Consider the following 12,290-nt stretch of genomic DNA (forward strand, 5'->3'; position numbering starts at 1 on the left):
AAGGGCGCTTACTATGTATGAAAGTCATCGAATCTGTGTAGTGGTTCCATGCTTTAATGAAGAGACACAAATAGCGAAAGTAATAGAAGCAATGCCAAGTTTTGTTGATAGCATTGTGGTTATAGATGATAAAAGTCAGGACTCAACGTGTAAGGTCGTTGAAGCATTAGCCAAAGCAGACTCTAGGGTTGAGCTGATTCGCCATGAAGTAAATCAAGGCGTTGGTGGCGCGATAGCAACGGGATACAAGTACGCAAGAGATAACAAATACTCTGTGGCTGTAGTCATGGCTGGAGACGGACAGATGCATCCGGAAGATCTGCCAAGCATTTTGGATCCTGTCGTGGCGGGAGAAGTGGATTACTCCAAGGGAAATAGGCTTTTTTCCGGGGACGCGTGGGAAATGATTCCTCGTGTCCGATATCTAGGTAACTCCATGTTATCTTTGCTAACGAAGATTGCTTCTGGCTACTGGCATGTCGCTGATTCTCAGTCTGGTTATACGGCCATAAACTTGAAGGCCCTTGAAACGATACACTGGGATGAGATGTATAAGACTTATGGGCAGCCGAACGATTTGTTGGTTCGTTTGAATGTGTATGGGTTTAGGGTGCGTGATGTTCCAATAAAGCCAGTCTATGGCATTGGGGAAAAATCGGGTATTAAGCCACTGAGAATGATACCTAGGCTTTCTTTGTTAATTACTAAGCTATTTTTCTTTAGATTGTTTCAGAAGTACATTATCCGCGACTTTCATCCCCTCGTTTTCTTTTACGCGCTTGGTCTTTTTCTGTTTCCTTTAGGTATGCTTTCTGGGGGGTATTTGTTTTTGTATCGAATATTTCTGGGATCAGTGGAGGCTACGAGTGCTTTATTTAGTGTTTTTTTGGTGATCATGGGACTCCAGTTTTTGCTGTTTGCCATGTGGTTCGATATGGAAGCTAATAAAGACTTGAAATAGATGGTTTCCTCTAGAATAGTGCGAAGGGCGGTTGCTCTTCTGAGAGGAGTGTTTACTCCTCTCGCGCTTATTTTTCTTGCTTTCTATATTGTGAAATATAGAGAGCAGCTTTGGCGGTCTGTTTCCCTTGTCTCTCTTGATGAGTTAGCTATAGCTGTGCTTCTAATTCTGGTTAGTCATTTGGTGGTGCCTATTGTCAGCCAAAGAGTTCTGGCGACAAATGGAGTAAAGGTTAGTTATAAGAAAGTTTTATATATCCACCTCTCTCGTCTCCCTGCAAGATATTTGCCCGGCGGAATCTGGCAAACTGTCACAAAGTTACTGGATTATGATCGACTTGGAGTTGGCAAAACGGGGTTGCTGAATATATTTTTATTTGAAGTGTTAATTTCCGTTATCACTGCTTTAATTGTTGGTGGTGGACTTATACTTCTAAGTGATGGCGAACTTTTTTACTTCTTTTCCTTCATTCTTGTGATAGTTGCTCTGCTTGGGTTTTGTCTTGTATTTGTTCTAAGGGGGAGTATTAAGCTTTCTTGGACTATAGTAAGCCTGTCTTTGTACTCTATTGTTTGGTTGGGGTATGGGTTTTCGTTTGCTATTTATACAAGCGAGGCGTTGGGTTCGGATTTTAGTCTTTTAATATTAGCTGGCTCATATCTCCTCTCCTGGGTTGTTGGTTTTTTGGCCTTTTTTGCTCCTCAGGGTATAGGCGTGACAGAGTACGTCTTGCAGCTACTGATTGCGTTCAAGGGAGAATTGTCCTTGGTCTTGGTGTCCCTATTTGGATTCAGGCTTGTCGTGTTGGTTGGAGATATGCTCGGTTGGATATTTTCCTTCCTTTTGAAATGGACGGGCTTGCGTGAGGAAAAGGTATGAGAGTGACTATAGTGACGACATCTTATCCACTCTCGTCGACCTCAGTTAGCGGTATTTTTCTGAAAAATTTGGTGGACAGATTAGATGAGCTGTTAGATTGTTATGTCGTATGTCCTGCGGATAAGAACGAGTGCGATATAACGAAGGTGGCTCAAGTTCGCTATGCGCCGTCAAAATTTAGATTTTTGTTCCATTCTTCAGGAGGATTACCTTCTGCTATTTCGCGGCATAAGGTATTAGGACCTTTGCTTTTGGTTTCTTTCATAATGGGAACCTTTTTTTCCTGTATGAGAGCAGCCAGGACTACAGATGTATACTTTGCAAATTGGGCGTTGATGGGGGTGGTGACAGGTATGGTAGCTAAGCTGCTTGGAAAACCTTTGGTTACTACTATACGAGGCTCGGATACATCTGGCGGTAGGCTTAATAATTCGATATTGAAATTATGCTTTAAGTGTTCTGATGCGATAGTCTTTGTAAGCCAAGGTTTAAAACTACGCTATGACAAAGAATATCCTGAATATTGTAATAAATTTCACTTTATCCCCAATGGTGTCTCTACTTTTGATGGCATCCCTGAAAAGAAGAAGGAAATGCAAATAATTACGGTTGGGAGTTTAATTCCTAGAAAGGATATTAAAGTGCAGCTGGAGGCAGCGAAGCTTCTGTTAGAAGAAGGGCTAGGCTTTAAGTGGCTTATAGTTGGAGGTGGTGAGCAATTGGAATCGATAAGATCCTTTATTTCTCGTAACTCCATGGAGGATCATGTCGAGTTATTAGGCGAGCTGCCTCATCATGAAGTTCTAAGATTGTATTCTGAGTCGCAGATATTTGTCCTTTCTAGTCTTTTGGAAGGGCGTCCTAATGTAGTTGTTGAGGCGATGGCAGCAGGGTTGTGTGTAATTTCGACCGATATTCTTGCGGTTAAAGATGTAATCACAGATGGAGATAACGGCCTTTTATTTCCCTGTGGTGATGCGGTAATGTTGAAGAAACTGGTTTATAGAGTGGCATTGGATCAAGAGAGGCGGGAGCTTATTGCGGATAAGGCGGAGAAGTGGGTTGTGGAAGAAAATCTCACATGGCGTTCAGCAGCAGAAAAATACAACCTTCTGTTCAGGGCTGTTGGGGCTGACTGATGTGTGGCTTTTCATTTGGTTATAGCCTATCAATGCATGAGGTCGAAATGCGTACTAATATGGCGCATTCCCTTAATTTGTTAAAGGAAAGGGGGCCGGATCAAGCAGGTTGTGTGTTCAGGGATGGGGCTATTTTTGGGCATCGTCGCCTCTCTATAATAGATATACACTCAAGCTTACAGCCGCTGACTGATGAGACGGGTCGCTATACATTGGTATTCAATGGTGAAATATATAACTATAGAGAGCTGCGAGGGGGCCTAAAGGACACTTGGACCTTTAAAACAGATGGAGACACTGAAGTATTATTGGCAGGGCTTGTGCTTGAGGGCCTCTCGTTTCTAAAAAAAATGGAGGGGATGTGGGCCTTCTGTTTGTGGGACTCTAAATTACGCAAGCTGCTCATGTCTCGTGATAGGTTTGGCAAGAAGCCTTTATTCTTTTCAACAAATGGAAAGGAGCTGTGGGCCAGTTCGGAGCTGCCTGCCTTAAAGGCTCTAATTCCTTACAGCCTGTCTGAAAACCCAAAAAGCTTAGTGAGCTACCTTGAGTATGGGTTTTGCCCTGCTGGGAGTACATTTTATAGCGAAATTGGTGAGGTTAAACCTTCTCATTACATGTGGTGGTCAGAGGGGGCGGGCTTTTCTTCAATGGCCTATTGGAACCCTTTTGATCATAAGGTGGAGGGCTCGTCTTATGATCTTAAAGATTTATTGGAGAGCTCAGTTTCTAAACGTTTGGTTGCTGACGTCGAAGTGGGAGCTTTTCTTTCGGGAGGGGTAGACTCTTCGATCATTTCTTCAATTGCGGCTCGACATCAAAAGATTAAGACTTTCTCTATAGGCTTTAGAGATCCATCTTATGATGAATCTAAGTATGCACAAAGCGTGTCAGCCTGGATTGGCTCTGAGCACCACGCTGAGTATTACGAGGAGAGTGCAATAGGGGATGTTGGTGATTTAACGCTGCGTCGCCTGGGGCAGCCATTTGCTGATGTGTCTTTGGTTCCTTCAATGCAGCTGTGCCGTTTAGCAAGTCGTTATGTAAAAGTGGCTTTGTCTGGTGATGGCGCAGATGAGTTATTCTCTGGTTATCAAAGATACCAGGGGGCTGTATTACTTCAGATATACTTTAAGGCTCCTGTGATTGTTAGAAAGGTGATAGAGAAGCTTGTCCGAAGCCTGCCCGAAACCTATGTCCATCATAGTGCAAGCCTCTTGAAGAAAGCTCAGTTGTTTATTGCGCAATCAGAAAACTATGAAAAAGGGGGGTATATTGCACCCCGAAACTGGCGGCGTTCTGAGTTGTATGAACTATTTGGTTTGACCGGTGAGACTCACCTAGAAGGGGCGGAGTTCGAGCTTATAAAGAGTCCTGATGATATATTGGAGATGATGCACAGGGATGCCTTTAATTACATGGTCCAGGATATATTGCGAAAAGTGGATGCAGCATCAATGGATTCATCTCTGGAAGTTCGATGTCCATTTTTAGACTCTAAAGTTGCAGAGGCTGCACTTCAGGCGCCGCTCTCTACGCATAGAAGTCTATTTGCTGGCAAAAAATGGCTTGAAAGCTCATGTTACTCTTTGGTTCCCAAGTTTGTTTGGAGGAGGCGAAAACACGGCTTTTCTGTTCCGGTAGGTGAATGGTTGTTGTCCTCGCAGGCCAGAGAGATACTGTTATATAGCGGACATGATCTTAATCAGAAGTTTATAGATGGGTTGCTCTTAGAGCATTCGAAGGGTAAGGATCATAGTCAGCGTCTGTGGGCTTTGTACATGTATTTGCTGTGGAGGTTGAGGAGGTAACATGATAAGAGAAGAGATAATACTTGAGCGAGTAAGAGGGAAGAAGGTGTTGGATATAGGGAGTGTGGGTCAATCCGATGAGTATTGTTTATGGGAAATGCTGAAAAAAAATACTCGCAGTTTGACTGGCGTTGACCTGCCAAATGCAACGGCCGTGCTTGCTGACAAGTTCAATGTTTCTCCCGAAGGGTATGAACATAGTCAAGATGATAAAATTGTATATGCTAATATGGAGACAGTTGATCTGGGTGATAAATATGAAGTTGCTGTTGCGGGGGATGTGATAGAGCATGTAAGTAACCCAGGGCTCTTTTTGGATAACATTAAAAAGCACTTGGATGAAAGTGGTGAGTTGATTATCACAACACCTAATGCGAAATGGCTGACTGTGTTATTTAAGCCTAATGCAACTCACACTCTTTGGCATGATATATATACACTGAAAACACTTCTGGAAAGGCATGGCTACAAAATCACATATTGGCGGTATTATGTCGGTAATAAGCCTCATTATAGCTTTTTAAAACGGTTACTTGCGTGGCGGCAACAAATATTGGTGGTGGCCAAGCCTATGTAGGTTGGCTTTGAATTTTTTCAGATACAGCAATTAATCTCTTTATAACATTTACTTGATCGTCATCTGTTAGATATGGGCCAAAAGGTAGACTGACTACGGACTGAGACGCAATGTTGCTAATGGGGGAGGGCGCGTTAGTTTTGTGACTACTCGCTAGCTGTTCCGGTATTGTTCGAGGGTAGTGGACAAATAGAGGCGTTTCCTGCTGTTTCATGAGTTTTATTACCAAGTCCCTGTCTCTTTGAATCAGAACTGTATATTGCCCAAATACGTGGCTGTTTTCGTCTTTTGCTGTAGGGAGCGTTAATAACGACGTGTTTTTTAGGTGCTTTTGGTAGTTGGCCGCCTTTGTCTCACGTAAAAAGATCTCATCTTCTAGGATGTCAAGTTTTTCAAGCAAAATTGCTGCTTGGATTGTATCTAAACGACCATTAATACCAAGCCGGGTGTGATTGTAGCGCCCAGATTGTCCATGAACTCGAATTTGTCTTAGTGCCGCAGCTAACTCGTCCTCATCAGTAAAACAGGCCCCGCCATCACCATAACAACCTAAAGGTTTAGTAGGGAAAAAACTTGTGCAGCCAATGGTGGTTAATGAGCAAGATTTTCTGCCGTGATGTGTGGCTCCAAAGCTTTGCGCGCCATCTTCGATTACAGGTAAATTATGTTTTTGAGCGATATTGTTAATACGTTTAAAGTCTGCGCACTGACCATATAGAGATACTGGCATAATAGCTTTAGTGCGCTCAGTTATGGCAGCCTCAATTTGGTGGGTATCAATGTTATATGTTGCAGGATCTATGTCTACGCATACTGGAGTTGCTCCTAGGAGCAGTATGACCTCTGCTGTTGCATAAAAGCTAAAAGCTGGAATAATAACTTCGTCATTGGGTTTTATTCCTAGCGCCATGAGTGACATTAGTAGTGCATCTGTACCGCTTGAACAAGTTATGCAGTGCTTTACACCCACATAATCCGCAAGTTTTTCCTCAAGCTCATATACTTCTGGTCCCATGATGAATTGCCCATGCTCGAGCACTCTTTGTATTCTTTCGTTTACATTTTTCTTTATGTGCTCATATTGCAACTGTAGATCTATGAACTTCATCATAAGAATTACTTCCGTGCAAGGGTGTCAATATTAAGAATATAAGAGACATTTGTTTTGGGACATGTGTATTCGCCGGCCCCTTCTAAAGGTAGTGGGATTCTCTCACCGTCTTCGCTCATCCATCCTATCTGTTTGGCGGGAACTCCAGCCATCAGGGCGTAGTCCTTTACATTCTCCCTGATTACCGCCCCCGCTCCAATAAATGCATACTTCCCGATAGTCACACCGCAGACTATCGTGCAATTAGCTCCTAATGTGGCGCCTTGCTTTACATAGGTGGTCCTATATTCGTCTTTTCTGGAAACGGTGGCGCGAGGGTTGTAGACATTAGTGAACACCATGCTTGGGCCGCAAAATACATCATCATCCAGTTTTACACTGTCGTAGACTGAGACGTTGTTCTGTATTTTTACGTTGTTTCCAATGAGCGACTTGCCACCAATGTATACGTTTTGCCCTAAGGAACAGTTCCGACCTATGTGAGCGCCGCTACATACATGGGTCCAGTGCCAAACTTTTGTACCTTCGCCAATCACCGCGCCAGCATCAACTATAGCGGTGTCGTGTATGGTGACATTCATAACTTATTTTTTGCAAAAGGGTGTGGTGATGTAGGAGAAGGGCGACATTTGCTATTACGGATGTCATGAACAATTTGTATGGCTGTTCGCGCGTCATCAATTCCAAACCCTCCTCCAGAAAGAATATCTTTGTAGCTTTCAGTATGAAGGTCTGTAAAACCGCCAGAAAATTCTACTTCTTCGCCATCAACAGTTATTGAGCGATAGGTTCTCTGGCTACTAGAAACGCATTCTTCTGGCAGGTCACTCTCATCAATGGATAAATACCATCTAACATTGGCATTCTCGTATTCCAAATAGCCAGAAGCTTTCGTTGGAGAATATAAATGAACTTCGTTTCGCTGTACTTTTCCGAAAAGCCAGAACAGCATGTCGAAAAAGTGTACGCCGATATTGGTCGCAATTCCGCCTGACTTTGACTCATCTCCTTTCCATGAAGAGAGATACCAACTTCCACGTGATGTGACATAGGTTAAATCGACCTGATGCTTATGAGGCTTTTTCTCTTCTTGAATGCTTTTTTTTAAGGCAAGTAAAGCTGGGTGCAATCTAAGTTGGAGGATATTATATACTTTCCTGCCAGTTGCTAGCTCAATCTCTTGTAAGCCATCTAAGTTCCACGGATTTAATACAATTGGCTTCTCACAAATGGCGTGAGCCCCAGAGCGAAAAGCGAAACGTACATGGGCATCATGCAGGTAGTTCGGGGAACAAATAGAAACGTAATCAAGAGACTCTTTAGAAAGGGAGAGGCGCCTTAACTTTTCAATGTGCCGATCAAATCTTTCGAATTCTGTGAAGAAACGGGTTTCAGGAAAATAAGAGTCGATAATTCCTACAGAGTCGCTTTTATCCAAGGCGGCAATGAGTTTGTTGTCCGTGTCTTTTATAGCCTTCATATGTCTGGGGGCAATGTACCCAGCAGCGCCAATCAATGCGAAGTTTTTAGGTTGGTTACTGTTCATTTGAGGTGCTTTTAATAACGTCTATTGAATTTAAGGGATAATTTATTCTACATATACCTAATAAAACTTCTGTGCCAAATTGTATATGAAGAAAAGGAAGGTGGTTTCTAGTAGTGCGGAGGAGGCCCTTCTTCCCCATCTTCAGGCAACAGCTCTCTCACGCTATCAAGCTGCTCACGCAGGTTGTCCAGCTGGCTCTCCAGTTTTTCAATCCGCCTGTCTTGCTGGTAGATCGTATCGTTGAGTGATGTGATCAGGTCGTCCAGGAAAGCAAGCTTGGTTTCCAGGTCGGTGACTCTTTGTTCCATTCGTTAGCCCTTAACCTCAGTCGAACGTCTAGTAGGAGCGGGTAGCCAAAAAATATAGGCCATAAGTCATAAAGTTGTACCCGCGTACTACGTAATATATGTCTCGATTTGCTATTATAAGGACTTCTTAGATGATTTCGATTCTAAATCATCGGGAGCAGAGCGTTCGGAGAAGCCTTTTTAATTTTGTCGGTCGCTTTTTAGTCTAGCTGGTTTTCTAAAGATTTCCGCCCGGGTCTATATGCTGACCGAACCGGCGCTCTGATGTTTAGGCTTGGTAGAGGGGGCTTTCGGTATCATCCATGCCGTATTCGGAATGATATGAAACGCACTCGTAAGTCTCTCTATCTCAGCCATTGGGGTGTTTTTGTTCCAAAATAATTATTTGTAGAGTTAATAAATGAAAGATAATAATTCAGTAAAAATGATGATTGCAGTGATTGCCGGTCTTATTCTTCCTATCGTGCTTGGCGTTGCGCTGAGTCTTTTCGGTATGCAGCCCACTTTTTCCTTCATGGCGGACGGCAGTGGATTAACGAGTCTCTTAACTTCTGGTGCAGGCATTGGCGTTTATTTGATCACCGCTGTGCTATTCATCCTGGCTGGCTTTTTGCCCGCGATATTGTCTGGAAGCTCGGAAGAGTCTTATGAGGAAGATAACGCCAATGACGAGCGCGAGTCAGGCATAGTTAAGTGGTTTAATCCGAATAAGGGATTTGGTTTTATTACTCGCGAAGGCGGCGATGACATATTTGTTCACTTCCGCTCTATTCGGGGCAGAGGTCATCGTTCTTTGCGTCAAGGACAGAAAGTGAGATTCCGGACAGTGGAAGGGGATAAAGGTCTTCAGGCGGAGGATGTCTCTCCCGTTCGCTGATAGGCGCTTTACAGGCCGGCTTTAAAAGGGCGGTTTTACCGCCCTTTAATCTTTCCAGTTACACTGTTGCTCGCCGTGCTGATTGATTTTCCACCATAGATCCGGCGCATCTTCTTCCTCTTCTTCAATCCAGCCGCTTGCAGAACAGCGCACCTCTTTATTGAGGGCGGAGAATGCGCTGCGAGCACAGTCCAGATCAGTTTCCCAGGGCGTAGCGGAGGAGTCGAACCAAACGCTTGTGAAGCGCTTGCCGGAAGCCTTTTCAACAATGATGACGGGAATGTCGGCGCCGTTGTAGCTGGTGCGGATCTTGTGTGTGTTTCCCTCCACCAAGGGCGCTCCCTCAATCGTCAGATGTTTTTTCAACCATTCGCATATATCTGGAATATTGGTGTCCAGAATATAGATTTCGATATCGGGATAGCGGGGGGGATTTTGCATATATCAGGACTCTTTCCGGTTGCCACTGTCGTTGGCGAAATTGGATAAACGTATAATAAGTAAGCGGATATAGCCATACGCCGCCATTACTAGGCCGATAATAAGGAGCGCAAGCACGATCAGGTTGAGCAGGTCCTGAGCCAATGTGGCGGAGTGCGTCGCTTCGGAGATCACCAGCGTCGCCATGGCGCATATTGCTGTGACGCCTCCGCACAGAAAACACTGAAAAGCGCGCGCCTGATCGTAATCCCGCTTTCGCAATAGCTGCATCAGTCGCTTCATGATGCTGGGATGGGTTGATGGCATAGGCTCCGCTCCTGCCTGCTAATTATCGAGTCTAGTCAGGCTCGACTACCAGTAATTCTTCCAGAATATGTTCATAAATACTGCTGAGTTGGTCAATCTCGCTGACCAGGACCTGTTCATTAATTCTGTGTATGGTGGCATTGCAAGGCCCTAGTTCCACTACCTGCGCGCCGGTTGGTGCGATAAACCGTCCATCCGATGTTCCGCCGCTGGTGGAAAGTGTCGTATCAGAGCCGCGAACATGTTTGATCGCTTTTTGGGTGGCTTCTATCAGTGGCCCTTTACTGGTCAGGAAGGGCTCGCCATATAAGCGCCATTCTATGTCGTAGTCCAGACCATGCTTTTGAAGAATCGCTTCACTTCTTTGCTTGATAACGTCCGCGTTTAGCTCGGTCGAAAAGCGCAGGTTAAACATGACATTGAGTTCGCCTGGAATCACATTGGTGGCGCCGGTTCCGCCGTTAATGTTGGAAATCTGCAGGCTGGTGGCGGGAAAGAAGTCATTGCCCTCGTCCCACTTTTCATTCGCTAATTCCGCCAATGCTGGCGCAGCTTTATGGATCGGATTGTCGGCCAGGTGAGGGTAAGCGACATGTCCTTGGATGCCTTTGACTATCAGTGTTGCGCCAATGGAGCCGCGACGGCCGTTTTTGATGACGTCGCCAACAGTATGAGTGCTAGAAGGTTCTCCGACGATGCACCAATCGATGACTTCGCCCTTGTCGACCAGGTATTCCACGACTTTAACCGTGCCGTTTACTGCGTGGCCCTCTTCGTCGCTGGTGATCAGCCAGCCAATGGAGCCTCGATGGTTAGGGTGTTTTTCAACGAAACGTTCACAGGCTGTCATGAAGGCCGCCAGGCTTCCCTTCATATCTGCGGCGCCTCTTCCGTGCAGAACGCCATCTTTCACCTCTGCGGCGAAGGGGGGGTATTCCCACTTCTCTTCTGGTCCTGTAGGGACAACATCGGTGTGGCCGGCGAAAACGACCAGTGGGGCTTGGGTGCCGCGCTTAGCCCAAAAGTTTTGAACTTCTCCGAAAGGAAGGTCCGTTATTTCAAATCCGATGGTTTGCAACCTCTGACTTAATAGTTCCTGGCAGCCTGCGTCATGAGGGGTGACGGAAGGGCGCTTGATAAGGTCCACAGCCAGTTCCAGGGTAGGGGAAAGGGAATCGGTCATGATGCGCTCAACGAGTAATGGGTTGCGATTGGAAATAAGGCGGACGACTGGGGGTCTGTCCGCCTTGCTGCATTTTATATCATTCAAGGGACAGGTAGTCCCATACCGCATTGATATCAGTTATTTGCGTGCAATGCTTCGTTCAACTGAATCGCCGTTTTGTTGGTGACGACTTCAATTCTGCCTGTTTCAGAGTTGCGGCGGAACAATAGGTCGTTCTGGCCGGCCAGTTCGCGGGCTTTGACGATTTTTGCAACGTCGCCTTTGTCGTCCATTACCGCCACTTTAGAGCCTGCGGTGATGTACAGGCCGGCCTCCACTTTGCAGCGGTCGCCCAGAGGGATGCCTATTCCAGCATTGGCCCCGATCAGTGAGTTCTTGCCGACGGAGATAATAATGGCTCCGCCGCCGGACAGGGTGCCCATGGTGGAGCAACCACCGCCAAGATCGGAGCCTTCTCCGATCATTACGCCTGCGGAAATGCGGCCTTCGATCATGGATGCGCCTTCGGTGCCTGCGTTAAAGTTGACGAAACCTTCATGCATGATGGTGGTGCCTTCGCCAATATAAGCGCCGAGCCTGACCCGGGCGGTATCTGCGATGCGTACGCCTTTGGGAACTACGTAGTCAGTCATCTGCGGGAACTTGTCCACGGAAAAGACGCGCAGGGTTTCGCCATTAGCGCGAGCGCTCAGTTGACGTGACGAAAGTTCATCGATGTCGATAGCGCCTTGTGATGTCCAGGCGACATTGGGAAGTAGTGCGAAAATGCCTTCCAGATTGATGCCGTGAGGTTTGACAAAGCGATGGGATATCAGCTGTAGCTTTAAATACACTTCGGGTGTGGAAGAGGCTTTACCGTCTGCTTCAATAATGACGGCCACCGTTGGGCGTTTTGAGTCACGTAATGCCTTGGCTGTTTGTGCTTGTACGGACAGGCTCGCTTTGTCGAATGCGATGGCCAGACTCTCCAGCTTTTGAGCGTCAAGCTCCAGTGTCTGATTGCCGCCGGTGTAGCCCAATGAATCCTTCAGCAGTTCTTTCACCTCTGCTGTGGGGTTCCACAAAGGGGCGGCGAAATAGGTTTCAAGCCAGTCTCCTTTGCTGTTCTTGGCGCCTACGCCAATGCCAAATGCCAACATGATAGTACC

General features: G+C 45.8%; 14 protein-coding genes. 6 read left to right on the forward strand and 8 right to left on the reverse strand.

The features are described 5' to 3' along the window. Positions 1-13: 13 nt before the first annotated feature. From O5O45_RS01590 to O5O45_RS01610, 5 genes are read left to right on the forward strand one after another with little or no spacing between them, the layout of a single operon-like run. Positions 14-961: a glycosyltransferase family 2 protein gene (locus O5O45_RS01590; RefSeq protein WP_305903558.1), complete on the forward strand. Its 948-nt coding sequence runs from the start codon at positions 14-16 to the stop codon at positions 959-961. A 48-nt stretch (positions 962-1,009) separates the two neighbouring features. Next, positions 1,010-1,840: a hypothetical protein gene (locus O5O45_RS01595; protein ID WP_305903559.1), complete on the forward strand. Its 831-nt coding sequence runs from the start codon at positions 1,010-1,012 to the stop codon at positions 1,838-1,840. After that, positions 1,837-2,979, forward strand: coding sequence for a glycosyltransferase (locus O5O45_RS01600; RefSeq protein ID WP_305903560.1), 1,143 nt, complete (start codon positions 1,837-1,839; stop codon positions 2,977-2,979). Before O5O45_RS01595 ends, O5O45_RS01600 begins: the two co-directional genes overlap by 4 nt. Further along, positions 2,979-4,790, forward strand: a complete 1,812-nt coding sequence (gene asnB / locus O5O45_RS01605) for an asparagine synthase (glutamine-hydrolyzing) (RefSeq protein WP_305903561.1) — start codon at positions 2,979-2,981, stop codon at positions 4,788-4,790. The genes O5O45_RS01600 and asnB overlap by 1 nt, the downstream gene beginning before the upstream one ends. Position 4,791: 1 nt before the next feature. After that, a complete protein-coding gene (locus O5O45_RS01610; RefSeq protein ID WP_305903562.1) occupies positions 4,792-5,367 on the forward strand; it encodes a class I SAM-dependent methyltransferase in 576 nt (191 codons plus the stop codon). Here the strand turns inward: O5O45_RS01610 and O5O45_RS01615 are convergent. The 4 genes from O5O45_RS01615 to O5O45_RS01630 all read right to left on the reverse strand — a co-directional run bounded on the left by O5O45_RS01615 (position 5,360) and on the right by O5O45_RS01630 (position 8,332). Continuing rightward, positions 5,360-6,478, reverse strand: a complete 1,119-nt coding sequence (locus tag O5O45_RS01615; RefSeq protein WP_371747939.1) for a DegT/DnrJ/EryC1/StrS family aminotransferase — start codon at positions 6,476-6,478, stop codon at positions 5,360-5,362. The two genes, O5O45_RS01610 and O5O45_RS01615, sit on opposite strands and share 8 nt — an antisense overlap. A 5-nt stretch (positions 6,479-6,483) precedes the next feature. After that, positions 6,484-7,059, reverse strand: a complete 576-nt coding sequence (locus O5O45_RS01620; protein WP_305903563.1) for an N-acetyltransferase — start codon at positions 7,057-7,059, stop codon at positions 6,484-6,486. Beyond that, positions 7,056-8,024, reverse strand: a complete 969-nt coding sequence (locus O5O45_RS01625; RefSeq protein ID WP_305903564.1) for a Gfo/Idh/MocA family protein — start codon at positions 8,022-8,024, stop codon at positions 7,056-7,058. Before O5O45_RS01625 ends, O5O45_RS01620 begins: the two co-directional genes overlap by 4 nt. A gap of 107 nt (positions 8,025-8,131) precedes the next feature. Further along, a complete protein-coding gene (locus O5O45_RS01630) occupies positions 8,132-8,332 on the reverse strand; it encodes a SlyX family protein (protein ID WP_305903565.1) in 201 nt (66 codons plus the stop codon). Between the two features lie 400 nt (positions 8,333-8,732). Between O5O45_RS01630 and O5O45_RS01635 the strand changes: the two genes are divergently transcribed. After that, positions 8,733-9,209, forward strand: coding sequence for a cold-shock protein (locus O5O45_RS01635; protein WP_305903566.1), 477 nt, complete (start codon positions 8,733-8,735; stop codon positions 9,207-9,209). Positions 9,210-9,254: 45 nt separating this feature from the next. Here O5O45_RS01635 and O5O45_RS01640 read toward each other — a convergent pair whose 3' ends face one another. The 4 genes from O5O45_RS01640 to dapD form a co-directional block, all read right to left on the reverse strand. Then, a complete protein-coding gene (locus tag O5O45_RS01640) occupies positions 9,255-9,650 on the reverse strand; it encodes a hypothetical protein (RefSeq protein ID WP_305903567.1) in 396 nt (131 codons plus the stop codon). Positions 9,651-9,653: 3 nt separating this feature from the next. After that, on the reverse strand, positions 9,654-9,956 hold the full coding sequence (locus O5O45_RS01645) for a hypothetical protein (RefSeq protein ID WP_305903568.1): 303 nt from the start codon (positions 9,954-9,956) through the stop codon (positions 9,654-9,656). Positions 9,957-9,987: 31 nt separating this feature from the next. After that, positions 9,988-11,139, reverse strand: a complete 1,152-nt coding sequence (gene dapE / locus O5O45_RS01650) for a succinyl-diaminopimelate desuccinylase (RefSeq protein WP_305903569.1) — start codon at positions 11,137-11,139, stop codon at positions 9,988-9,990. 116 nt (positions 11,140-11,255) lie between these two features. Then, entirely contained in the window at positions 11,256-12,281 is a 1,026-nt protein-coding gene (gene dapD, locus O5O45_RS01655) for a 2,3,4,5-tetrahydropyridine-2,6-dicarboxylate N-succinyltransferase (protein ID WP_305903570.1), read from the reverse strand. Between the last annotated feature and the right edge of the window lie 9 nt (positions 12,282-12,290).

Source organism: Hahella sp. HNIBRBA332 (assembly GCF_030719035.1).
Taxonomy (GTDB): Bacteria; Pseudomonadota; Gammaproteobacteria; order Pseudomonadales; family Oleiphilaceae; genus Hahella.